The organism is Enterobacter sp. PTB, from assembly GCF_051130085.1.
GTDB classification, from domain to species: domain Bacteria; phylum Pseudomonadota; class Gammaproteobacteria; order Enterobacterales; family Enterobacteriaceae; genus Enterobacter; species Enterobacter ludwigii.
The window spans coordinates 111,847-138,047 of record NZ_JBDKEE010000009.1; the positions used below are offsets into that span (position 1 = coordinate 111,847).

General features: G+C 56.0%; 18 protein-coding genes. 15 read left to right on the forward strand and 3 right to left on the reverse strand.

Features of this window, described 5'->3' with window-relative positions:
• Nucleotides 1-123: 123 nt before the first annotated feature.
• From AAIR21_RS13405 to gntU, 5 genes are all read left to right on the forward strand, one after another.
• Entirely contained in the window at nt 124-1,161 is a 1,038-nt protein-coding gene (locus AAIR21_RS13405) for an oxidoreductase (RefSeq protein WP_183516889.1), read from the forward strand.
• A 122-nt stretch (nt 1,162-1,283) separates the two neighbouring features.
• Nucleotides 1,284-1,979 carry a pirin family protein gene (locus AAIR21_RS13410; protein ID WP_014171990.1) on the forward strand — a complete coding sequence of 232 codons (696 nt, stop codon included), beginning with the start codon at nt 1,284-1,286 and terminating at the stop codon, nt 1,977-1,979.
• A gap of 100 nt (nt 1,980-2,079) precedes the next feature.
• Nucleotides 2,080-3,075, forward strand: a complete 996-nt coding sequence (gene gntR / locus AAIR21_RS13415) for a gluconate operon transcriptional repressor GntR (RefSeq protein ID WP_014171989.1) — start codon at nt 2,080-2,082, stop codon at nt 3,073-3,075.
• 126 nt (nt 3,076-3,201) lie between these two features.
• Nucleotides 3,202-3,729: a gluconokinase gene (gene gntK / locus AAIR21_RS13420; RefSeq protein WP_020884556.1), complete on the forward strand. Its 528-nt coding sequence runs from the start codon at nt 3,202-3,204 to the stop codon at nt 3,727-3,729.
• A 3-nt stretch (nt 3,730-3,732) separates the two neighbouring features.
• On the forward strand, nt 3,733-5,073 hold the full coding sequence (gntU, locus tag AAIR21_RS13425) for a gluconate transporter (RefSeq protein WP_014171987.1): 1,341 nt from the start codon (nt 3,733-3,735) through the stop codon (nt 5,071-5,073).
• Nucleotides 5,074-5,123: 50 nt separating this feature from the next.
• Here the strand turns inward: gntU and yhgN are convergent, their stop codons facing one another.
• Nucleotides 5,124-5,717 carry an NAAT family transporter YhgN gene (gene yhgN, locus AAIR21_RS13430; protein WP_003861574.1) on the reverse strand — a complete coding sequence of 198 codons (594 nt, stop codon included), beginning with the start codon at nt 5,715-5,717 and terminating at the stop codon, nt 5,124-5,126.
• A gap of 177 nt (nt 5,718-5,894) precedes the next feature.
• Here yhgN and asd point away from each other — a divergent pair, with 177 nt between their 5' ends.
• The 6 genes from asd (at nt 5,895) to glgP (ending at nt 16,597) form a co-directional block, all read left to right on the forward strand.
• The gene (asd, locus tag AAIR21_RS13435) at nt 5,895-6,998 is read left to right on the forward strand and encodes an aspartate-semialdehyde dehydrogenase (protein ID WP_014171986.1); all 1,104 of its coding nucleotides are present in this window, start codon (nt 5,895-5,897) and stop codon (nt 6,996-6,998) included.
• A gap of 230 nt (nt 6,999-7,228) precedes the next feature.
• Nucleotides 7,229-9,415: a 1,4-alpha-glucan branching enzyme gene (gene glgB / locus AAIR21_RS13440; protein ID WP_047954779.1), complete on the forward strand. Its 2,187-nt coding sequence runs from the start codon at nt 7,229-7,231 to the stop codon at nt 9,413-9,415.
• Nucleotides 9,412-11,385 carry a glycogen debranching protein GlgX gene (gene glgX / locus AAIR21_RS13445; protein ID WP_183516890.1) on the forward strand — a complete coding sequence of 658 codons (1,974 nt, stop codon included), beginning with the start codon at nt 9,412-9,414 and terminating at the stop codon, nt 11,383-11,385. Before glgB ends, glgX begins: the two co-directional genes overlap by 4 nt.
• A gap of 17 nt (nt 11,386-11,402) precedes the next feature.
• Entirely contained in the window at nt 11,403-12,698 is a 1,296-nt protein-coding gene (gene glgC / locus AAIR21_RS13450; protein WP_020884559.1) for a glucose-1-phosphate adenylyltransferase, read from the forward strand.
• Nucleotides 12,698-14,131 (forward strand): glycogen synthase GlgA, encoded by a 1,434-nt coding sequence (glgA, locus tag AAIR21_RS13455; RefSeq protein WP_014171982.1) that lies wholly within the window; start codon nt 12,698-12,700, stop codon nt 14,129-14,131. Before glgC ends, glgA begins: the two co-directional genes overlap by 1 nt.
• Nucleotides 14,132-14,149: 18 nt before the next feature.
• The gene (gene glgP / locus AAIR21_RS13460; RefSeq protein WP_014171981.1) at nt 14,150-16,597 is read left to right on the forward strand and encodes a glycogen phosphorylase; all 2,448 of its coding nucleotides are present in this window, start codon (nt 14,150-14,152) and stop codon (nt 16,595-16,597) included.
• A gap of 87 nt (nt 16,598-16,684) precedes the next feature.
• Here glgP and glpD read toward each other — a convergent pair whose 3' ends face one another.
• Complete coding sequence (glpD, locus tag AAIR21_RS13465; RefSeq protein ID WP_025202849.1) at nt 16,685-18,193, reverse strand: glycerol-3-phosphate dehydrogenase; 1,509 nt, start codon at nt 18,191-18,193, stop codon at nt 16,685-16,687.
• Between the two features lie 252 nt (nt 18,194-18,445).
• Here glpD and glpE point away from each other — a divergent pair, with 252 nt between their 5' ends.
• The 3 genes from glpE to AAIR21_RS13480 are packed head-to-tail and all read left to right on the forward strand — an operon-like array spanning nt 18,446 to nt 20,431.
• Nucleotides 18,446-18,778, forward strand: coding sequence for a thiosulfate sulfurtransferase GlpE (gene glpE / locus AAIR21_RS13470; protein WP_041162890.1), 333 nt, complete (start codon nt 18,446-18,448; stop codon nt 18,776-18,778).
• 47 nt (nt 18,779-18,825) lie between these two features.
• On the forward strand, nt 18,826-19,656 hold the full coding sequence (gene glpG, locus AAIR21_RS13475; RefSeq protein ID WP_047954777.1) for a rhomboid family intramembrane serine protease GlpG: 831 nt from the start codon (nt 18,826-18,828) through the stop codon (nt 19,654-19,656).
• Nucleotides 19,657-19,672: 16 nt separating this feature from the next.
• Nucleotides 19,673-20,431, forward strand: a complete 759-nt coding sequence (locus AAIR21_RS13480; RefSeq protein ID WP_008503060.1) for a DeoR/GlpR family transcriptional regulator — start codon at nt 19,673-19,675, stop codon at nt 20,429-20,431.
• An 83-nt stretch (nt 20,432-20,514) separates the two neighbouring features.
• Here AAIR21_RS13480 and malT read toward each other — a convergent pair whose 3' ends face one another.
• On the reverse strand, nt 20,515-23,220 hold the full coding sequence (gene malT / locus AAIR21_RS13485; protein WP_020884564.1) for an HTH-type transcriptional regulator MalT: 2,706 nt from the start codon (nt 23,218-23,220) through the stop codon (nt 20,515-20,517).
• Between the two features lie 585 nt (nt 23,221-23,805).
• On the opposite strand from malT, the gene malP reads away from it, so the two are divergent.
• Nucleotides 23,806-26,199, forward strand: a complete 2,394-nt coding sequence (malP, locus tag AAIR21_RS13490) for a maltodextrin phosphorylase (RefSeq protein ID WP_183516891.1) — start codon at nt 23,806-23,808, stop codon at nt 26,197-26,199.
• Nucleotides 26,200-26,201: the final 2 nt, after the last annotated feature.

Sequence of the window (26,201 nt, forward strand, 5' to 3'; positions counted from 1 at the left end):
CTTTAGCCAGCTTTTCGCTGGCTTTTTTTTGTCTTTTTTCGCCCGCTCCCCGTGCAAGAGGGCTGGGGTGAGGGCAAAACTTGCGCTATGGTTGCACTCAGTAACCTTAAAAAGGACTGAGCCATGACATTACATTGCGCATTTATTGGATTTGGCAAAAGCACCACGCGTTACCACCTTCCGTATGTTCTCAACCGCAAAGACAGCTGGCACGTTGCCCATATCTACCGGCGTCGCGCGAAGCCGGAAGAGCAGTCTCCCCAGTACTCCCATATTCAATTCACCTGCGATCTTGATGAGGTCTTCAACGATCCGCAGGTCAAACTGGTGATTGTCTGTACCCACGCTGACAGCCATTTCGAGTACGCAAAACGCGCGCTTGAGGCGGGCAAAAACGTGCTGGTGGAAAAGCCGTTTACCCCGACAATGGCAGAGGCGAAAACGTTGTTTGACCTGGCGAAGCGCAAAGGGCTGACCGTCACGCCGTACCAAAACCGCCGCTTTGACAGCTGCTTCCTGACGGCAAAAAAAGTGATTGAGAGCGGTAAACTGGGTGACATCGTCGAGATTGAAAGCCACTTTGATTACTACCGCCCGGTGGCCGAAACGCATCCCGGCCTGCCGCAGGATGGCTCATTCTATGGTCTGGGCGTGCATACGCTCGATCAAATCATCTCTCTGTTTGGCCGACCGGACCACATGGCGTACGACATCCGCAGCCTGCGCAACAAAGCCAATCCGGATGACACCTTCGAAGCCCAGCTGTTTTACGGCGACCTGAAAGCCATCGTCAAAACCAGCCATCTGGTGAAAATTGACTACCCGAAATTTATTGTGCATGGCACCAGAGGCTCGTTTATCAAGTACGGTATCGACCAGCAGGAGACCAGCCTGAAGGCGAACATTATGCCCGGCGACCCGGGGTTTGCGGCGGATGACTCCGTGGGCGTGCTGGAGTACGTCAACGCAGAGGGCATCACCGTTAAAGAGGACGTGAAACCCGAAGCGGGTGACTATGGCCGCGTTTACGATGCGCTGTATGAGACCCTGACTATCGGTGCGCCCAATTACGTCAAGGAATCTGAAGTTATGACCAATCTCGAACTCCTTGAACGGGCCTTCGAACAGGCCTCTCCTGCCACGATAACCCTCGCCAGATAAGAAATTATGACTCCTCTTTGCTTGTTCTAAATTTTTGAACAGAGGAGTCAATTTTCACCCTCTATGATCCCAGGCCGTTTGCGTCCACACTTACTCCATCGAAACGAACTGAGGGTGAAACAATGATCTACTTACGCAAAGCAAACGAACGTGGTCACGCGAATCATGGCTGGCTGGACTCATGGCATTCATTCTCGTTTGCTGACTACTACGACCCGAACTTTATGGGCTTCTCCGCACTGCGCGTCATTAACGATGACGTGATTGATGCAGGCCAGGGCTTCGGTACCCACCCGCACAAAGACATGGAAATCCTGACGTATGTGCTGGAAGGGGCGGTTGAGCACCAGGACAGCATGGGCAACAAAGAGCAGGTTCCGGCGGGCGAGTTCCAGATTATGAGTGCGGGTACCGGGGTGCGTCACTCTGAATACAACCCAAGCAAAACGGAAAAACTGCACCTGTATCAAATCTGGATCATTCCGGAAGAAACCGGCATCACCCCGCGCTACGAACAGCGCCGCTTTGATGCTAAACAGGGCAAACAGCTGGTGCTCTCTCCGGATGCGCGTGACGGTTCGCTGAAAGTGCATCAGGATATGGAACTGTACCGCTGGGCGCTGGCAAAAGACGAACAGTCTGTCCATCAGATTGCCGCTAACCGCCGCGTCTGGATCCAGGTGGTGAAAGGCGAGGTGTCTATTAACGGCACGAAAGCTACCACGGCGGATGGTCTGGCAATCTGGGATGAGCAGGCACTGTCCGTGCATGCCGACAGTGAAAGCGAAATTCTGCTGTTTGATCTGCCACCGGTGTAATAAATCATAAATAAATGCCCATCCTTCCCTTTGACAGGGGAAGGATGGGCTTTGTCCGTGATAAACTGAGCAAATCTATCACTTACGATTTCTCAGGACGATGAAAAAGAAACGCCCCGTACTTCAGGATGTAGCCGATCGCGTCGGTGTGACCAAAATGACGGTCAGCCGGTTTTTACGTAACCCGGAACAGGTTTCCGTGGCGTTGCGTGGCAAGATTGCCGCTGCCCTCGATGAACTGGGGTATATCCCTAACCGCGCCCCCGATATTCTTTCGAATGCGACCAGCCGCGCGGTTGGCGTCCTCCTGCCTTCCTTAACCAACCAGGTTTTTGCCGAGGTGTTGCGCGGCATTGAAAGCGTGACCGATGCCTTTGGCTATCAGACCATGCTCGCTCACTATGGGTACAAGCCGGAACTGGAAGAAGAACGTCTTGAGTCCATGCTCTCCTGGAACATCGACGGCCTGATTTTAACCGAACGTACTCACACCCCCCGTACGCTAAAAATGATTGAAGTGGCAGGCATTCCGGTGGTGGAGCTGATGGACAGCCAGTCGCCGTGTCTCGATATTGCGGTGGGCTTTGATAACTTCGAAGCGGCGCGCCAGATGACGGCGGCTATCATTGCCCGCGGCCATCGCCATATTGCCTACCTGGGTGCACGTCTGGATGAACGTACTATCATCAAACAGAAGGGATACGAGCAGGCAATGCTCGACGCCGGTTTAACACCGTACAGCGTGATGGTTGAGCAGTCCTCATCCTATACGTCGGGTATTGAGCTGATGCGTCAGGCACGACGCGAGTATCCGCAACTGGACGGTATTTTCTGTACCAACGATGACCTTGCGGTCGGTGCAGCGTTCGAATGCCAGCGTCTGGGGCTGAAGATCCCCGAAGACATGGCGATTGCCGGTTTCCACGGCCACGACATCGGCCAGGTGATGGAACCCCGTCTGGCGAGCGTCCTGACACCGCGTGAACGTATGGGCCGTATTGGCGCAGAACGCCTGCTGGCGCGCATACGTGGCGAGACGGTGACGCCGAAAATGTTAGATTTAGGTTTCACCTTGTCACCGGGTGGATCTATTTAAGCTGACAAATTTGAAGTGGGTCACACTTATTCACTTCGCGCACGTTTGGATATTGCTTCTCTTTTGCCCCGGCAGGACAATGTTACCGATAACTGTTACCCGTAACAATTGACTGAGGGACACCCTTTGAGCACGACTAATCATGATCACCACGTTTACGTCCTGATGGGCGTTTCCGGTAGCGGTAAATCTGCCGTGGCCAGCGAAGTGGCGCATCAACTTCATGCGGCGTTTCTTGATGGCGACTTCCTCCATCCGCGCAGCAATATCATGAAAATGGCCTCCGGCGAGCCGCTGAACGATGACGACCGCAAACCGTGGTTGCAGGCGCTGAATGACGCCGCGTTCGCGATGCAGCGTACCAACAAGGTCTCCCTGATCGTCTGCTCCGCGCTGAAAAAAACCTACCGCGACCTGCTGCGTGACGGCAACCCGAACCTCTCTTTCATCTACCTGAAAGGCGATTTCGAGGTGATTGAGAGCCGTCTGAAGGCGCGTAAAGGCCACTTCTTCAAAACCCAGATGCTGGTGACGCAGTTCGAAGCGTTGCAGGAGCCGGGTGACGATGAGAAAGACGTCTTAGTGGTTGATATCGATCAGTCACTGGAGGGTGTTGTTGCCAGCACCATCGAGGTCATTAATAAAAGGCAGTAAGTTTTGAGTACATTAACGCTAGTTTTAACAGCAGTTGGTTCCGTATTGCTGCTGCTGTTTTTAGTGATGAAAGCGCGTATGCATGCTTTCGTTGCCTTAATGGTGGTGTCTATTGGTGCAGGTCTCTTTTCCGGTATGCCGCTCGATAAGATCGCAGCGACGATGGAAAAAGGGATGGGAGGCACGCTGGGTTTCCTGGCCATTGTGGTCGCGCTGGGCGCGATGTTTGGCAAGATCCTGCATGAGACGGGCGCAGTCGACCAGATTGCCGTCAAAATGCTCAAATCCTTCGGACACAGCCGTGCGCACTACGCGATTGGCCTCGCCGGTCTGATTTGTGCGCTGCCGCTGTTCTTCGAAGTGGCCGTGGTGCTGCTGATTAGCGTGGCGTTCTCGATGGCGCGCCATACCGGCACTAACCTCGTGAAGCTGGTGATTCCGCTGTTTGCGGGCGTGGCGGCAGCGGCGGCCTTCCTGCTGCCTGGGCCTGCGCCGATGCTGTTGGCTTCTCAGATGCACGCCGATTTTGGCTGGATGATCCTGATTGGTCTGTGTGCAGCGATCCCGGGAATGATTATTGCCGGCCCGCTGTGGGGCAACTTCATCAGCCGTTACGTTGAGCTTCACATTCCGGATGACGTCACCGAGCCACACCTTGGCGAAGGCAAAATGCCGTCCTTCGGCTTCAGCCTGGCGCTGATCCTGCTGCCGCTGGTGCTGGTGGGGCTGAAAACCATCGCCGCGCGTTTCGTGCCGGTAGGGTCTACCGCGTACGAATGGTTTGAGTTTATCGGCCACCCGTTCACGGCGATCCTGGTGGCGTGTCTGGTGGCGATGTACGGCCTGGCGATGCGTCAGGGCATGCCAAAAGACAAAGTGATGGAAATCTGCGGCCATGCGCTGCAGCCGGCGGGTATCATTCTGCTGGTGATCGGTGCCGGTGGCGTGTTCAAACAGGTGCTGGTGGATTCCGGCGTGGGTCCGGCGCTGGGCGAAGCCCTGACCGGCATGGGGCTGCCCATTGCGGTGACCTGTTTCGTACTGGCTGCGGCGGTGCGTATCATCCAGGGCTCTGCGACGGTGGCATGTTTAACCGCCGTGGGTCTGGTGATGCCGGTGATTGAACAGCTTAACTACTCCGGTGCCCAGATGGCCGCGCTCTCAATCTGTATTGCGGGCGGTTCGATTGTGGTGTCACACGTCAACGACGCCGGCTTCTGGCTGTTCGGTAAATTTACCGGTGCGACCGAAGCGCAAACCCTGAAAACCTGGACGCTGATGGAAACCATCCTCGGCACGACGGGTGCCATTGTCGGGATGATTGCGTTTACGTTGCTGAGTTAAACCCGGCTAAAAGCAAAAGGACAACGTGAGTTGTCCTTTTTTGTTTTTACCTAGCCCTTCATCCACGCGCGGATCCCGTCCAGGAACATCTGCGTCGCCATCATCACCAGAATTAACCCCATCAGGCGCTCCAGTGCGTTTACGCCTTTCTCACCCAGCAGGCGCAGGAACAACGACGACTGCAGCAAAATGATAAACGTCCCGCCCCAGGCAATCAGCAAGGCAATCACCAGATGGCTCATCTGATTAGGGTACTGATGCGACAGCAGCATCAGCGTTGCCAGAATCGTCGGTCCGGCGACAAGGGGAATCGCCAGCGGCACAATAAACGGCTCTTCCCCCGCGGGCAGGCCGCTGCTGCTGCCTTCGGCACTCGGGAAAATCATCTTAATCGCTATCAGGAACAGGATAATCCCACCGGAAATCGAAACCGTTTCGGCACGCAGATTCAGGAAGGCGAGGATTTTCTCACCGGCAAACAGGAAGATGAACATCACCAGCAGCGCGATAAGCAGCTCGCGGATCATGATCGCCCGACGGCGTTTGGGTTCGGTGTGCTTCAGCACCGACATGAAGATAGGCAGGTTGCCCAGAGGATCCATTATCAGGATCAATAAAACCGCCGCGGATATGATTTCACTCATTAAAATTATCCCTGAAACTCTCTATGGTTATTATGATGATTAGCGCTATTTCTGATTGGCGGGCCATCATCGATTAATTTCGCTTGCGACTTTGGCAGCATTTTGTAATGTGAAGCATATCCCAGTTGAATACTGGTTTGCACAATCAGCACACACCCTCTGCAGGAAAAAAATGCTATGAAAAACGTTGGTTTTATCGGCTGGCGCGGTATGGTCGGCTCTGTTCTCATGCAACGCATGGTTGAAGAGCGCGATTTTGACGCCATCCGCCCGGTCTTCTTCTCCACTTCCCAGCTCGGCCAGGCTGCACCTTCTTTTGGCGGCAGCACCGGTACGTTGCAGGATGCTTTCGATCTGGAAGCGCTGAAGGCACTCGACATTATTGTCACTTGCCAGGGCGGCGATTATACCAACGAAATTTATCCAAAGCTGCGTGAAAGCGGCTGGCAGGGTTACTGGATTGATGCGGCGTCTTCACTGCGCATGAAAGACGATGCCATCATCATTCTCGACCCGGTCAACCAGGACGTCATCACCGACGGCCTGAACAACGGCGTAAAAACCTTTGTCGGCGGTAACTGCACCGTCAGCCTGATGCTGATGTCCCTCGGCGGCCTGTTCGCGCAGGACCTGGTGGAGTGGGTCTCCGTGGCGACTTACCAGGCCGCGTCCGGCGGCGGTGCGCGTCATATGCGCGAGCTGCTGACGCAGATGGGCCAGTTGCACCACAGCGTTGCAACCGAGCTGGCAAACCCGGCCTCCGCTATTCTCGATATCGAGCGTAAAGTCACCGAGCTGACCCGCAGCGGCGAGCTGCCGGTGGATAACTTTGGTGTACCGCTGGCCGGTGGTCTGATCCCGTGGATCGACAAACAGCTGGATAACGGCCAGACCCGCGAAGAGTGGAAAGGTCAGGCTGAGACCAACAAAATACTCAATACCGCGAACACCATTCCAGTTGACGGTCTGTGCGTACGTATCGGCGCGCTGCGCTGCCACAGCCAGGCCTTCACGATTAAACTGAAAAAAGATGTGTCGATTCCGACCGTGGAAGAGCTGCTGGCTGCACACAACCCGTGGGCGAAAGTGGTTCCAAACGATCGCGACATCACCATGCGTGAATTGACCCCGGCTGCCGTCACCGGCACGCTGACCACCCCGGTTGGTCGTCTGCGTAAGCTGAACATGGGGCCGGAGTTCCTTTCTGCATTCACCGTCGGCGACCAGCTTCTGTGGGGCGCAGCCGAGCCGCTGCGTCGCATGCTGCGCCAGCTGGCGTAATAATTTGTTAAACCCCGGGGGTGATTTTCACCCCCTTTTCCGCGTACTACATGGAGTAAAACGCATATGTCTTATTTTTTATCAGGAGTCATTTAGAGCGTTGGCTATGCTTTAAGGAAGAGTTATTTCTTACCTGAGGTTAGGACGGGGCTGAGAGGATGCCCGTTCAGGTCACATTAAAGTCGTCCCAGGCGCTAAAAAAGGACGACATAAAAAACAGGATGAATACCATGTCCGATCGTGTGGATAGAGACGTGATTAATGCGCTTATTGCGGGTCATTTTGCCGACCCCTTTTCCGTACTGGGGATGCACCGTACCGAGGCCGGGCTGGAAGTCCGGGCACTGTTACCGGATGCCACAGAAGTGTGGGTTATCGAACCCAAAACCGGCCGCAAGGTCGGCAATCTGGAATGCCTCGATTCTCGTGGCTTCTTTTCGGGCGTAATGCCCCGTCGTAAAAACCCTTTTCGTTATCAGCTTGCCGTTATCTGGCATGGTCAGCAAAATCTCATCGATGATCCCTACAGCTTTGGGCCTCTTTTACAGGAGATGGACGCGTGGCTGCTGTCTGAGGGTACCCACCTGCGACCTTATGAAACGCTGGGTGCCCATGCCGATACGATGGATGGCATCACCGGCACGCGGTTTGCCGTGTGGGCGCCTAACGCCCAGCGAGTCTCCGTTGTTGGCCAGTTCAACTACTGGGATGGCCGTCGTCACCCGATGCGTCTGCGCCGCGAAAGCGGTATCTGGGAGCTGTTTATCCCCGGCGCGCACAACGGCCAGCTGTATAAATTCGAGATGATCGATGCGCACGGCAAGCTGCGTATTAAGTCCGACCCGTACGCCTTCGAAGCACAGATGCGTCCGGAAACCGCGTCAATGATTTGCGGCCTGCCGGAAAAAGTTGTCCAGAGTGAAGAACGCAAGCAGGCCAACCGCTTTGATGCGCCAATCTCCGTCTACGAAGTGCATCTCGGTTCCTGGCGTCGCCATACCGATAACAACTTCTGGCTCAGCTACCGGGAGCTTGCCGACCAGCTGGTTCCGTACGCGAAATGGATGGGCTTTACCCACCTTGAGCTGCTGCCAATTAATGAACACCCGTTCGACGGAAGCTGGGGTTATCAGCCGACCGGGATGTATGCCCCGACGCGTCGCTTCGGCACGCGCGATGACTTCCGCTATTTTATCAATGCCGCGCACGCCGCCGGGTTAAACGTGATCCTCGACTGGGTGCCGGGCCATTTCCCGTCCGATGATTTTAGTCTTTCAGAGTTTGACGGCACTAAGCTGTACGAGCACAGCGACCCGCGCGAAGGCTATCACCAGGACTGGAACACGCTGATCTACAACTACGGTCGTCGTGAAGTGGCAAACTACCTCGTGGGCAATGCGCTGTACTGGATTGAGCGCTTTGGCATTGATGCCCTGCGCGTTGATGCCGTGGCGTCGATGATCTACCGCGACTACAGCCGCAAAGAAGGCGAGTGGATCCCGAACGAGTATGGCGGCCGTGAAAACCTGGAAGCGATTGAGTTTCTGCGCAACACCAACCGTATTATCGGCGAGCAGGTAGACGGTGCGGTGACGATGGCGGAAGAGTCCACCGACTTCCCTGGCGTCTCCCGTCCACCGTCAACCGGCGGACTGGGGTTCTGGTACAAATGGAACCTGGGGTGGATGCACGACACGCTCGACTACATGAAGCTGGATCCCGTCTACCGCCAGTATCACCATGACAAACTCACCTTCGGGCTGCTCTACAACTACACCGAGAACTTCATGCTGCCGCTGTCGCATGACGAAGTGGTGCATGGCAAAAAATCCATTCTCGACCGCATGCCGGGCGATGCATGGCAGAAGTTCGCCAACCTGCGCGCCTACTACGGCTGGATGTTCGCCTTCCCGGGTAAAAAACTGCTGTTTATGGGCAATGAGTTCGCCCAGGGGCGCGAGTGGAACCACGACACCAGCCTCGACTGGCATCTGCTGGAAGGGGGCGACAACTGGCACCACGGCGTACAGCGTCTGGTGCGGGACCTTAACCTGACCTACCGTCACCACAAAGCCCTGCATGAGCTTGATTTTGACCCGTACGGTTTCGAGTGGCTGGTGGTGGATGACCATGAGCGCTCGGTGTTTGTCTTTGTGCGACGGGATAAAGCCGGCAACGAAATTATCGTCGCCAGCAACTTTACCCCTGTACCGCGCCATCATTATCGCTTCGGGATTAACCAGGCCGGCAAGTGGCGTGAAATCCTGAATACCGATTCCACGCACTACCACGGCAGCAATGCCGGTAACGGTGGTCTGGTGCAAAGCGATGCCATTGAAAGCCACGGGCGACCGAATTCCCTGAGCCTTACGCTACCGCCGCTCAGCACCATCTGGCTGATCCGGGAGGGGGAATGACCCAGCTTACGGCAGGTAAACCCGAACCGCTCGGGGCACGTTTTGATGGAAAGGGGGTGAATTTCACGCTCTTTTCTGCCCATGCGGAGCGGGTTGAACTGTGCGTATTTGACGGCGAGGGTAATGAACATCGTTACGACCTGCCGTCTCGCACAGGAGATACCTGGCACGGCTACCTGGCCGGGGGACGGCCAGGAATGCACTACGGCTATCGCGTACACGGCCCGTGGGCACCTGCGCAGGGGCACTGGTTTAACCCGGCGAAGCTGCTGATCGATCCGTGTGCGCACCGCGTGGATGGCGAGTTTAAAGACGACCCTATTTTCCATGTCGGCTACGGTGAACCCGACCACCGCGACAGCGCCCCCGTGGCGCCTAAAAGCGTGGTGGTGAACGATCTCTACGACTGGGAAGACGATGCCCCGCCGCGCACGCCGTGGGGCAACACCGTTATCTACGAGGCGCATGTTAAAGGGCTGACGTATCTGCATCCGTCAATCCCGAAAGAGATGCGCGGCACCTACAAGGCGCTCGGTCATCCGACCATGATTGCCTACCTCAAGCACCTCGGGATCACGGCCCTGGAGCTGTTGCCCGTCGCGCATTTTGCCAGTGAACCTCGTCTGCAGCGGCTGGGGCTCAGTAACTACTGGGGCTACAACCCGCTGGCGATGTTTGCGCTCGAACCCCGCTATGCCACTCATCCGGACAAGGCGCGGGACGAGTTTCGTGATGCGGTAAAGGCGCTTCATGCGGCAGGTATTGAGGTCATTCTGGACGTGGTACTGAACCACAGTGCGGAAAGCGATCTCGATGGACCGACGCTCTCCATGCGCGGAATTGATAACCGTAGCTATTATTGGATCAGGGACGATGGCGATTACTTCAACTGGACCGGTTGCGGTAACACGCTCAATCTCAGCCACCCGGCGGTCATGCATTTCGCGTATGAATGCCTGAAGTACTGGGTGGACACGTTCCACGTCGACGGTTTTCGTTTTGATCTGGCACCCGTTATGGGGCGTACGCCGGCCTTCAGCCAGCAGGCGCCGCTGTTTGAAGCGATCAAAAATTGTCCGGTGCTGTCACAGGTGAAGCTCATTGCCGAGCCGTGGGACATCGGTGAAGGGGGTTATCAGGTCGGGAATTTCCCGCCCCTGTTTGCCGAGTGGAACGATCACTATCGCGATGCCGCGCGCCGCTTCTGGCTGGAACGGAATCTGTCGCTGGGGGAGTTCGCCGGACGCTTTGCCGGGTCCAGCGATCTTTTTAAGCGCGATGGCAAACGACCGTCTGCGACGATCAACCTGCTGACGGCGCACGACGGTTTTACGCTCCGGGACTGCGTTTGTTTCAATCAGAAACACAATGAAGCGAACGGCGAGGAGAATCGCGATGGCACTAACAATAACCATAGCTTCAATCATGGTATAGAAGGGTTAGGCGGAAGCCTTGATGTTATCGAGCGGCGACGCGCCAGCGTGCATGCGCTGCTGACAACGCTGTTATTGTCGCAGGGCACGCCGATGCTGCTGGCAGGCGATGAACATGGTCACAGTCAGCATGGTAACAACAATGCGTATTGCCAGGACAACACGTTGACCTGGCTCGACTGGGGTGAAGCGAACAGCGGGTTGATTCACTTTACCGCTGCGCTGATCCATCTTCGCCAGCAAATTCCCGCGCTCACCGCCGATCGCTGGTGGGAAGAGGGCGACGGTAATGTCCGCTGGCTGAATCAAGACGCGCAACCCTTAAGCGCGCAAGAGTGGCAACACGGCGTACCACGCCTGCAAATCCTGCTTTCGGAGAGGTGGCTGGTCACGCTGAACGCGACGGATGACGTCGCTGAGATTGTTTTACCTGGCGGGGAATGGCGCGCTGTTCCCCCATTTGCCGGAGCGGATAATCCGGTAGTAATGGCTGTCTGGCACGGGCCTGCGCACGGAGTGTGCGTATTCCAAAGATGATAAAAAAGGAGTTAGTCATGGTTAGATTAGAGAAGAACGATCCCTTAATGTTGGCACGCCAGCTACCATTAAAAACTGTTGCCCTGATACTCGCAGGCGGGCGTGGTACTCGTCTGAAAGATTTGACCATCAAACGCGCCAAACCTGCCGTCCACTTTGGTGGTAAGTTCCGTATTATCGACTTTGCGCTCTCCAACTGCCTGAACTCAGGCATTCGCCGCATTGGCGTCATTACGCAGTATCAGTCGCATACTCTGGTGCAGCACATCCAGCGCGGCTGGTCATTCTTCAGTGAAGAGATGAATGAGTTTGTCGATCTTCTGCCTGCCCAGCAGCGCGTTCACGGTGAGAACTGGTATCGCGGGACGGCGGATGCGGTGACGCAAAACCTCGACATTATTCGCCGTTATAACGCGGAATACATCGTGATCCTCGCGGGCGATCATATCTACAAGCAAGACTACTCCCACATGCTGATCGACCACGTCGAAAAAGGGGCGCGTTGCACCGTGGCATGCCTGCCCGTGCCTGTTGCTGAGGCAACGGCATTTGGGGTGATGCACGTCGATGCCGACGACAAGATTATCGATTTTGTCGAAAAACCGGCGAACCCACCGACAATGCCAGGGGACGATACCAAATCGCTCGCCAGCATGGGGATCTATGTCTTTGATGCCGATTATCTTTACGCGCTGCTGGAAGAAGACGACAAAGACGAAAACTCCAGCCACGACTTCGGCAAAGATATCATTCCGAAAATTACCAAAGCTGGCATGGCGTATGCACATCCCTTCCCGTTGTCCTGCGTGCAGTCTGATCCGAATGCTGAACCTTACTGGCGCGACGTCGGAACGCTGGAGGCCTACTGGAAGGCAAACCTCGATCTCGCGTCGGTGACGCCTGAACTGGATATGTACGACCAGAACTGGCCAATCCGTACCCACATGGAATCGCTGCCGCCGGCGAAATTCGTTCAGGACCGCTCCGGCAGTCACGGCATGACGCTGAACTCGCTGGTGTCCGGCGGATGCATTATCTCGGGGTCGGTGGTGGTGCAGTCGGTGCTGTTCCCCCGCGTGCGCGTGAACTCATTCTGTAATATCGATTCGGCGGTGCTGCTGCCGGATGTCTGGGTCGGACGCTCATGCCGTCTGCGCCGTTGCGTTATCGACCGTGCCTGCGTCATACCTGAAGGCATGGTGATTGGTGAAAATGCGGAAGAAGACGCGCGTCGTTTCTACCGTTCGGAAGAGGGGATCGTGTTAGTAACACGGGAAATGTTGCGGAAGCTGCAGGTCAAACAGGAGCGATAATGCAGGTTTTACATGTATGTTCTGAGATGTTCCCGTTGTTAAAAACGGGCGGTCTGGCGGATGTTCTTGGCGCATTGCCTGCGGCGCAAATCGCCGGGGGTGTAGATACCCGAGTTCTGTTGCCCGCTTTTCCGGATATCCGGCGTGGTATTCCAGATGCAAAGGTGGTCACTCGTCGTGAAACCTTCGCCGGACGCATCACCCTGCTGTTTGGACATTACAATGGCGTAGGCATTTACCTGATTGATGCGCCGCATTTATACGATCGACCGGGTAGCCCGTATCACGATACGAACCTGTTCGCCTATACCGACAACGTGCTGCGTTTCGCACTGCTCGGCTGGGTCGGTGCTGAAATGGCAACCGGGCTGGATCCGTTCTGGCGCCCGAATGTGGTACACGCTCACGACTGGCACGCCGGGCTTGCACCGGCGTATCTGGCGGCGCGCGGCCACCCGGCGAAATCGGTCTTTACCGTTCACAACCTGGCGTATCAGGGCATGTACTATGCCCATCACATGAATGACATCGATCTGCCATGGTCGTTCTATAACATGCACGGGCTGGAGTTTAACGGGCAGATTTCGTTCCTGAAAGCCGGCATCTACTACGCCGATCACATTACGGCCGTGAGCCCGACCTACGCCCGGGAAATTACCCAGCCGGAGTTTGGTAACGGTCTGGAAGGGCTGCTGCGACAGCGCCATCGTGAGGGCCGCCTGTCGGGGATCCTCAACGGCGTTGATGAGCAGATCTGGAATCCGGAGACCGATCTTCTGCTGGCGGCACGCTATGGCCGCGATTCCGTGGAAGACAAAGCGGAAAACAAACGCCAGCTGCAGATTGCGATGGGGCTGAAGGTGAACGATAAAGTGCCGCTGTTCGCCGTCGTCAGCCGTCTGACCAGCCAGAAAGGGCTGGATTTAGTGCTGGAGGCGCTGCCGGGCTTACTGGAGCAGGGGGGACAACTGGCGCTGCTCGGTGCCGGCGACCCGGTGCTGCAGGAAGGTTTCCTTGCGGCAGCGGCGGAACACCCCGGGCAGGTAGGGGTGCAGATTGGCTATCACGAAGCGTTTTCGCACCGGATTATGGGCGGTGCTGACGTCATTCTGGTGCCGAGCCGTTTCGAACCGTGTGGCCTGACGCAGCTCTATGGCCTGAAATACGGCACGCTGCCGCTGGTACGTCGTACCGGCGGGCTGGCGGATACCGTATCGGACAGTTCTCTGGAAAACCTTGCGGACGGTATCGCCAGCGGGTTTGTCTTTGAGGACAGTAATGCCTGGTCGCTGCTGCGGGCGATTCGGCGTGCTTTCGTCTTGTGGTCCCGTCCATCTCTGTGGCGTTACGTTCAACGTCAGGCGATGTCTCTGGACTTTGGCTGGCACGTTGCGGCGCAGTCATACCGCGACCTTTATCAACGCTTGATGTAACGAGGCGAAGTTACTGATATGAATGCTCCTTTTAGCTATTCTTCACCCACGCTCAGCGTTGAGGCGTTAAAGCACTCTATCGCCTATAAGCTGATGTTCACCATCGGGAAAGACCCGGTCATCGCCAACAAACACGAGTGGCTGAACGCCACGCTGTTTGCCGTGCGTGACCGCTTAGTGGAACGCTGGCTGCGCTCTAACCGCGCCCAGCTCTCGCAGGAAACGCGTCAGGTTTATTACCTGTCGATGGAATTTTTGATTGGCCGCACGCTGTCCAATGCGCTGTTGTCGCTCGGTATCTATGACGACGTCAAAACCGCACTGGAAGAGATGGGGTTAGATTTAGAAGAGCTGATTGACGAAGAGAACGACCCGGGCCTCGGTAACGGCGGCCTGGGGCGCCTGGCCGCCTGTTTCCTGGACTCGCTGGCGACGCTGGCCCTGCCGGGCCGCGGCTACGGGATTCGCTACGACTACGGCATGTTCAAGCAGAACATCGTGGAAGGCCGACAGAAAGAGTCTCCGGACTACTGGCTTGAGTACGGTAACCCGTGGGAATTCAAACGACACAACACGCGCTACAAAGTGCGCTTTGGTGGCCGTATTCAGCAGGAAGGGAAAAAATCCCGCTGGGTTGAGACGGAAGAGATCCTGGCCGTGGCCTATGACCAGATTATCCCCGGCTACGACACCGATGCCACCAACACCCTGCGCCTGTGGAGCGCCCAGGCCAGTAGCGAAATCAACCTCGGTAAATTCAACCAGGGCGACTATTTTGCGGCGGTGGAAGATAAAAACCACTCTGAAAACGTCTCCCGCGTGCTTTATCCGGACGACTCGACCTATTCCGGACGCGAACTGCGACTGCGTCAGGAGTATTTCCTTGTGTCCGCGACGATTCAGGACATCCTGAGCCGTCACTATCAGCTGCACAAAACCTACAGTAACCTGGCGGAAAAAACCGCGATTCACCTCAACGACACCCACCCGGTGCTTTCGATCCCCGAGCTTATGCGTCTGCTGATCGACGAGCACAAGTTCAGCTGGGATGATGCGTTTGAAGTGACCTGCCAGGTCTTCTCGTACACCAACCACACCCTGATGAGCGAAGCGCTGGAAACCTGGCCGGTCGACATGCTCGGTAAAATTTTGCCGCGCCATCTGCAGATTATCTTTGAGATTAACGACTACTTCCTGAAGACGCTGCAGGAGCAGTATCCGAACGATACTGGCCTGCTGAGCCGGGCTTCAATCATTGATGAATCCAACGGTCGCCGCGTGCGTATGGCCTGGCTGGCGGTGGTGATCAGCCACAAGGTGAACGGGGTTTCCGGACTGCACTCGAACCTGATGGTGCAGTCGCTGTTTGCTGATTTCGCGAAGATCTTCCCGACGCGTTTTTGCAACGTGACGAACGGTGTTACCCCGCGTCGCTGGCTGGCGCTGGCTAACCAGCCGCTCTCCGACGTCCTGGACGAACATATTGGCCGCACCTGGCGTACCGATTTGAGTCAGCTGGGCGAGCTTGAACAGCACCTGGATTTCCCGGCGGTGAACAAAGCCGTGCGTGAAGCCAAGCTTCTGAACAAGAAGCGGCTGTCGGTGTATCTTGCGCTGCACCTGAACGTGGTGGCCAACCCGAAAGCGTTGTTTGATGTGCAAATCAAGCGTATCCATGAGTACAAGCGACAGCTTATGAACGTGCTGCACGTCATCACGCACTACAATCGCATCAAAGCCGACCCAACGGCTGACTGGGTGCCACGGGTGAAAATCTTTGCCGGTAAGGCGGCGTCGGCATACTACATGGCGAAGCACATTATTCATCTCATCAATGATGTGGCGAAGGTGGTCAACAACGATCCGGATATCGGTGACAAGCTGAAGGTGGTCTTTGTCCCGAACTACAGTGTGAGTCTGGCGCAGCTGATCATTCCGGCGGCGGACCTGTCTGAGCAGATTTCCACGGCCGGTACGGAAGCCTCCGGCACCAGTAATATGAAGTTTGCCCTGAATGGCGCACTGACCATCGGTACGCTGGATGGCGCGAACGTTGAGATGCTGGAACATGTGGGGGCAGAGAATATCTTTATCTTCGGTAACACGACGGAGGAGGTGGAGGCGCTTCGCAGGAAGGGCTACTCGCCGCGCGAGTACTATGAAGAAGATGAAGAGCTGCGCCAGGTGTTGACGCAAATCGCCACCGGCGTGTTTAACCCTGAAGAGCCGAGCCGCTATCGCGATCTGGTCGATTCACTGATTAACTTTGGTGACCACTATCAGGTGCTGGCGGATTACCGCAGCTATGTCGACTGCCAGGACAACGTGGACGAGTTGTACCGTCAGCAGGAGAAGTGGACCAGCGCCGCGATGCATAACATCGCCAATATGGGCTATTTCTCATCAGACCGTACTATCAAAGAATATGCTGAAACTATCTGGCATATCGATCCCGTGCGGTTATAAAAAAACAGAGCCGGGTGGCGGCTTCGCCTGACCCGGCTTATGCGATCTGCAGGCCCGGGAAGCGTAACGCCACCGGGCTTTTTTACATCACGATGCTAATGACAGCTCACGCTTTCCCGCGTTCTGCGCCAGCCACTGAGCCACGCGCGACTGCTGCTCGGCATCCAGCCACATCCCTTCTTTGGTACGACGCCAGATGGCATCATCCAGGCGGCGCACCCACTCGTTCTCAACCAGATAGCGCAGTTCGGCTTCGTAGAGTTCGTGACCGAAATGTTCACCCAGGTCGGCAAGCGTTTTGGCTTCACCCAGGATCCATTCCGTATTACTGCCGTAGGTACGGGCGTAGTGACGCGCCATCCCTTCGGTGATGAACGGGTAGCGACGGCGCAGTTTCGCGGCATAATCATCGCGGTTATCCCCGATATCGCCGCCAGGCAATACGGCACCTTTAGTCCAGGCCGGGCCAATGCCTTTGTAGTACGGCACCAGTTTTTCCAGCGCGTGTTCTGCCAGCTTACGATAGGTAGTGAGCTTGCCGCCAAAGACCGACAGCAGCGGTGCCTGGCCGTCCACGTCATGAATATCCAGCGTATAGTCGCGGGTGATGGCCTGCGGTGAGTCCGATTCGTCATCACACAGCGGACGCACGCCGGAGTAGGTCCAGACCACGTCATCGCGTGCCAGCTGTTTTTTGAAGTGCGCGTTATACACTTTCAGCAGGTAGCTGACTTCACTTTCGTCGATCTCGACATTTTTCGGATCGCCTTTGTACTCCACGTCGGTGGTGCCGATGATGGAGAACTCATCCATCCACGGGATCACAAACACGATACGTTTATCTTCGTTTTGCAGGATATAGGCCTGCTTCTGGGTATGCACGCGTGGCACGACAATGTGGCTGCCTTTGATCAGGCGGATGCCATACGGCGAAGGCAGGTGCATTCCCTCATCAAAGAACTGTTTCACCCACGGACCGGTGGCGTTTACCAGGCCGCGCGCTTTCCAGCTGAACTTCTCGCCGGTATCCACGTCTTCCGCTTCAACAATCCACAGGCCGTTTTCACGACGGGCAGCCGTGGCGCGGGTGCGGGTTTTCACCTCGCCGCCCTTTTTCACCACCATCTGCGCATTGGCAAGGACCAGACGCGCATCGTCTACCCAGCAGTCGGAATATTCGAATCCGCGCACGATTTCAGGTTTAAGGACCGATTCTGAGCCAAAACGCAAACCGGTCGATCCTGGCAGGCTGGTACGTTTGCCCAGATGATCGTACATAAACAGACCGATTCGAATCATCCACGCCGGACGCAGATGCGGGCGGTGGGGCAGGCGAAAGCGCATCGGAATCGCCAGATGCGGGGCCATTTTCAGCAGCACTTCACGTTCGGCCAGGGCTTCGCTGACCAGGCGGAATTCGTAGTGTTCCAGGTAGCGCAGGCCACCGTGGATCAGTTTGGAGCTGGCGGACGAGGTCGCGCAGGCGAGATCGTTAGCTTCCAGCATCAGCACGGATAAACCGCGTCCTGCAGCATCGGCCGCAATCCCGGCACCGTTGATGCCACCGCCTATCACAATCAGATCTTTGGTTTCCATAACACCCTCACGCACTTTCGTTAAAGCTCAGAAATGTTCGATATCGCTCATAATAGCAAAGGAACGCGCTTTTGGTAACATCAAAAAAACAATTTAGAGTGATATGGATAACATAATGGCGTTTACCCGCCGCCAGGACGTACACTACGGGGTAAAATAGTGCCGCTTGATGCCCTCGCCCATCCTTCTCACTTCAGGAGAGAGTGGGGGTGAGAGGAAGCGCACCACACCTGAATATAAGATGAGAGCACCATGGATCAGTTTGAATGTATTAACGTAGAAGAAGCCCATCAGAAAATGCACCAGGGAACGGCTGTGCTGGTGGACATCCGCGATCCACAGAGCTTTGCGATGGGCCACACGCCAGGCGCGTTCCACCTGACCAACGACTCCCTGGCCGCGTTTATGCGCGATAACGACTTCGACACGCCGGTGATGGTCATGTGCTACCACGGCAACAGCAGTAAAGGTGCAGCGCAGTACCTGCTTCAGCAGGGCTACGATGCGGTTTACAGCGTCGATGGCGGCTTCGATGCCTGGCATCGTCATTTCCCGGCAGAAGTTGAATACGCGTTTGAGCGCTGATACCGCTATACTGTCCCCTTTTGTGTGGAAATAAGCGACGGCTGCCCATGTTGATGATCACCTCTTTTACCAACCCGCGCGTCGCCCAGGCGTTTGTCGACTATATGGCGACGCAGGGCGTTATTCTGACCATCCAGCAACATCATCAGACCGATGTGTGGCTGGCCGACGAGAGCCAGGCCGCGAGGGTAAATGAGGAGCTGGCGCGATTCCTTGAGAACCCTGGCGACCCGCGCTATCTGGCCGCAAGCTGGCAATCAGGCCAGACGGGCAGCGGGCTGCACTATCGTCGTTTTCCCTTCTTTGCCACCGTGCGCGAACGCGCGGGTCCGTTTACGCTGCTGCTGATGGCGGCCTGCATTATCGTGTTCATTATGATGAACGTGATCGGCGACCAGAGCGTCATGATCGCCCTGGCATGGCCCTATGACCCTTCACTGGACGTTGACGTCTGGCGCTATTTTACCCACGCGCTGATGCACTTCTCGGTGATGCATATTCTCTTTAACCTGCTGTGGTGGTGGTACCTTGGCGGTGCCGTCGAGAAGCGTCTTGGCAGCGGGAAGCTGATTGTGATCACCGTCATCAGTGCCCTGTTGAGTGGCTATGTGCAGCACAAATTCAGCGGCCCGTGGTTTGGCGGATTATCAGGTGTTGTGTATGCCCTGATGGGCTATGTCTGGCTCAGAGGTGAGCGCGATCCTGAAAGTGGCATCTATCTGCAACGCGGGTTAATAACCTTTGCGTTAATATGGCTAATTGCCGGATGGTTTGATCTGTTTGGTATGTCTATCGCCAATGGTGCACACGTCACCGGGCTGGCCGTTGGGCTGGCGATGGCGTTTGCCGATACGCTCCATGCGCGAAAACGAACATAATTCTCAGGGATAATTGATGAAACAAACACAACGTCATGACGCCATTATCGAACTGGTTAAAAAACAGGGATATGTCAGCACCGAAGAGCTGGTCGAGCAGTTTGCCGTCAGCCCGCAGACCATTCGTCGTGACCTGAACGACCTTGCCGATCAAAACCGTATTCTGCGCCACCACGGCGGGGCGGCGCTGCCGTCCAGCTCGGTCAATACCTCATGGCATGACCGTAAAGCCACGCAAACGGCGGAGAAAGAGCGCATTGCGCGGAAAGTCGCCAGCCAGATCCCTAACGGGGCGACGCTGTTTATTGATATCGGCACCACGCCGGAAGCGGTCGCCCATGCGCTGCTGGATCATGAAAACCTGCGCGTCGTGACCAATAACCTGAATGTCGCGAATACCCTGATGCAGAAAGACGATTTCCGCATCATTCTTGCGGGCGGCGAGTTACGCAGCCGCGACGGCGGCATCATCGGTGAAGCGACGCTCGACTTTATCTCTCAGTTCCGTCTCGATTTCGGCATTCTCGGGATCAGCGGTATCGACAGCGATGGCTCCCTGCTGGAGTTTGATTATCATGAAGTCCGCACCAAGCGCGCGATTATTGAGAATTCACGCCACGTTATGCTCGTGGTGGACCACTCCAAGTTTGGCCGTAACGCGATGGTGAATATGGGCAGCATCAGCATGGTTGATGCGGTTTATACCGACGTGATGCCGCCGGCAGGCGTGATGCAGGTGATTAAGGATAATAATCTGCAGCTGGAACTGTGCTGACGTAAAAGCAAAACGGCAACCGAAGGTTGCCGTTTTTAGTTTGTGCAAAACAGGCCGGGTGAGGGCACCCACGCGCACCGGAATTACACGCCGTACCCCATCATCTTCAGCAGCTGCTGTGCATGCTGCACCGCATCCTGACGATGGGCGACGCCCAGCTTCTGATAGAGATTGCGGATATGGGTTTTGATGGTGGTCGCCGCCACCGCCAGTTCACCGGCGATCTGCTCGTTGCTGTAGCCTGAGTAGATCAGCCCCAGCACCTGCCATTCGCGCTGAGTGAGCGGGCTGGTGCGGATCAGTTCCGGTACTTCCGGATGGTTCAGCAGACGTTCAACGAAGTTCTCATCAAAGTGCGCAAACTTATGGCGATGGTGTTGGTTAATCTCGCGCAGAATACGCTGGGCACGATGCTGATCCAGCTCTGGCAGCGTATTGAGTTGAATCAATTGTCGCAGCTGCTGGGCCATCACTTCACCTTCAATGACAAAGTGGCTGATAAACCCGGTGCGGTTCGCCAGCTGCAGCGCTTCCAGCAGGACGCGCTGGGCATCGTTTTTGCGGCCCGCCTGCCAGTAAAGCTGGTTCAGCAGAAGCAGGTTGCGGTTGAGATCGCTCATTAGCCGCAAGCTGCGGGCGTTTTCATTAAGCTCTTCCAGCACGATTTCGGCAGGTTCTAATTCACCGAGCAGGATCTGGACGCGGGCAATGTTGCGCCACTGGCTCTGCAGGAAGTGGTTGTTGGCAAATTCCGGTTTAGGGGTCTGACGTAACCAGTTGGCGGCGGATTTTTTGTCGCCGGTCATCTGCCAGTAAATCACCCGCACCTTATCGGCGTTGGACACCCAGTCGCTGTGGTACTGACCGTTACCGAGCAGGTTTTCCAGACGGTTAAGGTGGTTGCGGGCGTTATCGAGATCGCCACGCGCCAGCGAGCACTGAACCAGCAGCGCCAGACACTGCAATTGCTGCTGTGGCTGGAAGCTGGAGAGAACGTCCACACCCTGACGGGCGCAGCTTTCCGCTTCATCCAGACGCGACCATGCCCAAAGGAGCTGTGCACGAATGCGCAGCAGGAACTCGTGCATCGGCAGCTGTTCCAGATGCTGCTCACGAATCAGCTGGAAGGCCTTTTCCTGATTTTCCCAGGCGGCCTGCAGGAACCCCTGCGCAAACAAAATTTCACTTTGCTGGATCAGGCTCCACAGCGCGTAATGCCAGACATCGTGGCGGCGGGCCATCTGTTCAGTTTGTTGCATGAGCGAAAGGGAGCGCGTCAGCTCGCCTTTGCAGTGCAGAACTTCACCGTGTACCGAGGTGGCAACAATACGGCTGTAGAAATTGGCCAGCGGCAGTTCATCCAGCGCAACCATCGCCAGGCGCTCTGCCTCTTCCGGGTCACCGTCGTTAATCGCCACCTGCGCTCGCAGGGCGTTGAATTCGCCGTGCAGGGTGGCATCCATATCGCTTTCCATCTCCTGCTCGGCACGTGCCAGCAGGGTATTTACTTCACTGTAGCGATGCTGGCTCTGCATCAGCCAGGCCTGCAGCAGCACCAGGCGCGGATTCTCCAGCAGGCTCTCCCACGGCAGGGCTTTCAGTGACTCTTCAAGCAGCGTCAGCTCGCTGTGGTTAAACAAGCCCCATGCGTGGTTAAGGAGGATATCGCGCAGCATGCCGGCATCACCGGCGGCAAGCGCGTGGTGAATCGCCTCGCTCGGGAAACCTTGCGCCATCCAGCTTTCGGCGGCGGCGCGATGGATTTCCGGCAGTTCCGTCGCAAGCTCCCACTGACAGCGCTGGCGCAGGAAGCTGCCGAACAGTGGGTGATAGCTGAACCACTCGCCGGGATCGTCCATTCGGGTCAGGAACAGGCCCTGGCGCTCAATCTCTTCCAGCTGCAGCTGACCGTTTTCACAGCCGGTCACGCGCACGATCAGCGCGTCGTTCATGGAACGCAGCAGAGAACTTTTGAGCAGGAAATTTCGGGTCGACGGATCAACGCTGTTCAACACCTCGTCGACGAGATAATCAGAAAGATGGCTCGCGTTAATCCCCGCCAGGCGACGCGCAGACTGGTGCGTCGGGCTGTTATTTTGCCGGGCAGAGAGGGCAATCAGCTGCAGCGCCGTCGCCCAGCCGGCGACATCATCACACAGGCGGCTGCTTTCGGAGGCCTCAATTGGCGAGTTCAGTCGACAGTCAAAGAACTGTTTGGCTTCCTGATGGGTAAAGGCCAGCTGCTGGCTGCCGACTTCCAGCAGCTGATCGCGCACGCGCAGGTTGGCGATGCCCAGTTGCGGCAGGTTACGCGACAGCACGACCAGGGTCAGGTTTTCCGGCTGATGACGCAGGAAGAAACGCATCGATTCATGGATAACCGGGTTAGTGATGAGATGATAATCATCAATCACCACGTACAGCGGGCGATGCCATTCGGCCAGTTCGATAAACAGCTGTGAGAAAAGGGAAGACAGACTGGCGTACTGGCGCTTTTGCACCATGACCTCACTGGCGACGCAGTGTCCGTTGGTTGCCTGCTGAATGGCAGCAATCAGATAGCTGGCAAAACGCTCTTGCTGGTTATCGCCCTCATCAAGGGAGTACCAGCCAAGGTCGCTCTTACCTGCGGCCCATTGCGAAATGAGCGTTGTTTTTCCATAACCTGCAGGGCTCGTAACCAGCGCCAGTCGGAAATTATGCGCGCCGGAAAGTTTAGCCAGCAGACGCTCGCGGACCACTGTATGGTCAAGACGAACCGGGCGACTTAATTTAGACGGAATCAACATAGTTTTCACTTCACTGTGGGGAACGAGAGAATTTATTTTTTTTGCGCTTCGTAATTAATAGCTATAAGGTCGGCCAGAAAGAGAACTATTGCAAGTTATGTCTGGGTTTTGTGGCTCTGAATTTGCACTCTGTCACAAAACATTCAGGCGAGTACCGGAACTTTTCCAGAATGGCTTTAACACCGCGTCAGCGCTGGCTTGTCCCAGTGTCACACGGTTACGCTGAAACTGGTTTCAGAAAGGTATAGTGACGTCAAATTTAATAAAGTTCGGGTAAAGTTGAGTGAGATTAATAATCCCCTTAGGTAAGGCCCCATTGCAGAAATATTATTCTGCGTAAGTAATCATTTCGGCGCGGATTAATTTCATCCGAAACTGTATTTCATTTTTTTGACATTCTCCCCGGTTATCTTTTTTTCTTCCTGGCACACTCACACTATGCTCTCAGAGTGGCCTTGATCACACTTTTATGCTCATCCCCGCTACTCCTCCCTGCCTAATCCCCTGCGGGATGAGGAAGAGGCGAAATGAGCCTGGCACACTAGCGCCAACATGTGTTTTCTCTCTACAGGATGCCAATTCCCTATGTCACAGCCTACCTTTAACAAAGCTCAATTCCAGGCTGCCCTGACGCGTCAGTGGCAGCGTTTTGGTCTTCACGCTGCAAACGAGATGACGCCTCACCAGTGGTGGCAGGCAGTGAGCGGTGCGCTCGCGGAGCAGCTGGATGCTCAACCGTTGGCAAAACCGACGAAAGACCAGCGCCACGTTAACTACATCTCAATGGAGTTCCTGATTGGCCGTCTGACAGGTAACAACCTGCTGAACCTCGGCTGGTATCAGGAGGTGGGTGATGTGCTGAAAGAGCATGACATTAACCTGACTGACCTGCTGGAAGAAGAGATTGACCCGGCGCTGGGTAACGGTGGTCTGGGACGTCTGGCGGCCTGTTTCCTTGACTCGATGGCCACCGTCGGTCAGTCGGCCATTGGCTACGGTCTGAACTACCAGTACGGCCTGTTCCGTCAGTCGTTTGCTGATGGTCATCAGATGGAAGCACCGGATGACTGGCACCGCAATACTTACCCCTGGTTCCGCCACAATGCACAGCTTGATGTGCAGGTGGGCATTGGTGGTAAAGTCACGAAGCAGGGGCTGTGGGAGCCTGCGTTTACCCTGACCGGCGAAGCCTGGGATCTGCCGGTGCTGGGCTACCGTAACGGCGTGGCGCAACCGCTGCGTCTGTGGCAGGCAAAGCACGCTCATCCCTTCAACCTGACCAAATTCAACGACGGCGATTTCCTGCGTGCCGAGCAGCAGGGGATTGACGCCGAGAAACTGACCAAAGTCCTTTACCCGAACGACAACCATCTGGCGGGCAAGAAACTGCGTCTGATGCAGCAGTACTTCCAGTGTGCCTGTTCCATTGCGGATATTCTGCGTCGTCATCACCTGGCGGGCCGCAAGCTGGCGCAGCTGCCGGACTTCGAAGTGATCCAGCTTAACGATACGCACCCGACGATTGCGATTCCTGAACTGCTGCGCGTGCTGATTGACGAGCGCCAGCTGAGCTGGGATGACGCGTGGGCGATCACCAGCCGTACGTTTGCCTACACCAACCACACCCTGATGCCTGAAGCGCTGGAGTGCTGGGATGAGAAGCTGGTGAAAGCCCTGCTGCCGCGTCATATGCAGATCATCAACAAGATTAACGACGCGTTTAAAAAGCAAGTGGATAAAACCTGGCCGGGCGACAAAGCGGTGTGGGCGAAGCTGGCTGTGGTACATGACAAACAGGTGCGCATGGCGAACATGTGCGTGGTGAGCGGTTTTGCGGTGAACGGTGTGGCGGCGCTGCACTCGGATCTGGTGGTGAAAGACCTGTTCCCGGAATACCACCAGCTGTGGCCGACCAAATTCCATAACGTGACCAACGGCATCACGCCGCGTCGCTGGATTAAGCAGTGCAACCCGCTGCTGGCCAGCCTGCTGGACAAAACCCTGAAGAAAGAGTGGGCCAACGATCTGGACCAGCTTATCAATCTGGAAAAGTATGCCGACGACGCGGCATTCTGCGAGCAGTACCGCGCCATTAAGCTCGAAAACAAAGTGCGTCTGGCGCATTTTGTCAAAGCGCGTACCGGCATTGAGATCAACCCGAACGCCATTTTCGATATTCAGATCAAACGTCTGCATGAGTACAAACGCCAGCACCTGAACCTGCTGCACATTCTGGCGCTGTATAAAGAGATCCGCGAGAACCCGCAGGCTGACCGCGTACCGCGCGTGTTCCTGTTTGGGGCGAAAGCCGCACCGGGCTACTACCTGGCGAAAAACATTATCCTCGCCATTAATAAAGTGGCCGCGGCCATCAATAACGATCCGAAAGTGGGTGACAAGCTGAAGGTGGTGTTCCTGCCGGACTACTGCGTCTCTGCAGCTGAGATGCTGATCCCGGCGGCGGATATCTCCGAGCAGATCTCCACGGCAGGGAAAGAAGCTTCCGGTACCGGCAACATGAAGCTGGCGCTGAACGGTGCGCTGACCGTCGGTACGCTCGACGGCGCGAACGTCGAGATCGCCGAAAAGGTGGGGGAAGAGAACATCTTTATCTTCGGCCATACCGTCGAAGAAGTGAAAGCCCTCAAGGCCAAAGGTTACGACCCGGTGAAATGGCGTAAGAAAGACAAAGTTCTTGATGCGGTTCTGAAAGAGCTGGAAAGCGGCAAGTACAGTGACGGCGATAAACATGCCTTTGACCAGATGCTGCACAGCATGGACAAACACGGCGGTGACCCGTATCTGGTCATGGCGGATTTTACGGCCTATGTGGACGCGCAAAAACAGGTCGACGTGCTGTATCGCGACCAGGAAGCGTGGACCCGGGCTTGCATTCTGAACACCGCCCGCTGCGGGATGTTCAGTTCTGACCGCTCAATCCGTGATTATCAGGCTCGTATCTGGCAGGCAAAACGCTAAGG

Bases quoted from the DNA above. Each gene is read 5' to 3' on its own strand.
- glgP (WP_014171981.1), top strand. From the start codon at position 14,150: ATGAATGCTCCTTTTAGCTATTCTTCACCCACGCTCAGCGTTGAGGCG.
- AAIR21_RS13405 (WP_183516889.1), top strand. From the start codon at position 124: ATGACATTACATTGCGCATTTATTGGATTTGGCAAAAGCACCACGCGT.
- glpD (WP_025202849.1), bottom strand. From the start codon at position 18,193: ATGGAAACCAAAGATCTGATTGTGATAGGCGGTGGCATCAACGGTGCC.
- gntR (WP_014171989.1), top strand. From the start codon at position 2,080: ATGAAAAAGAAACGCCCCGTACTTCAGGATGTAGCCGATCGCGTCGGT.
- glgB (WP_047954779.1), top strand. From the start codon at position 7,229: ATGTCCGATCGTGTGGATAGAGACGTGATTAATGCGCTTATTGCGGGT.
- glgA (WP_014171982.1), top strand. From the start codon at position 12,698: ATGCAGGTTTTACATGTATGTTCTGAGATGTTCCCGTTGTTAAAAACG.
- glpG (WP_047954777.1), top strand. From the start codon at position 18,826: ATGTTGATGATCACCTCTTTTACCAACCCGCGCGTCGCCCAGGCGTTT.
- malT (WP_020884564.1), bottom strand. From the start codon at position 23,220: ATGTTGATTCCGTCTAAATTAAGTCGCCCGGTTCGTCTTGACCATACA.
- glgX (WP_183516890.1), top strand. From the start codon at position 9,412: ATGACCCAGCTTACGGCAGGTAAACCCGAACCGCTCGGGGCACGTTTT.
- asd (WP_014171986.1), top strand. From the start codon at position 5,895: ATGAAAAACGTTGGTTTTATCGGCTGGCGCGGTATGGTCGGCTCTGTT.
- AAIR21_RS13480 (WP_008503060.1), top strand. From the start codon at position 19,673: ATGAAACAAACACAACGTCATGACGCCATTATCGAACTGGTTAAAAAA.
- yhgN (WP_003861574.1), bottom strand. From the start codon at position 5,717: ATGAGTGAAATCATATCCGCGGCGGTTTTATTGATCCTGATAATGGAT.
- AAIR21_RS13410 (WP_014171990.1), top strand. From the start codon at position 1,284: ATGATCTACTTACGCAAAGCAAACGAACGTGGTCACGCGAATCATGGC.
- glgC (WP_020884559.1), top strand. From the start codon at position 11,403: ATGGTTAGATTAGAGAAGAACGATCCCTTAATGTTGGCACGCCAGCTA.
- malP (WP_183516891.1), top strand. From the start codon at position 23,806: ATGTCACAGCCTACCTTTAACAAAGCTCAATTCCAGGCTGCCCTGACG.
- glpE (WP_041162890.1), top strand. From the start codon at position 18,446: ATGGATCAGTTTGAATGTATTAACGTAGAAGAAGCCCATCAGAAAATG.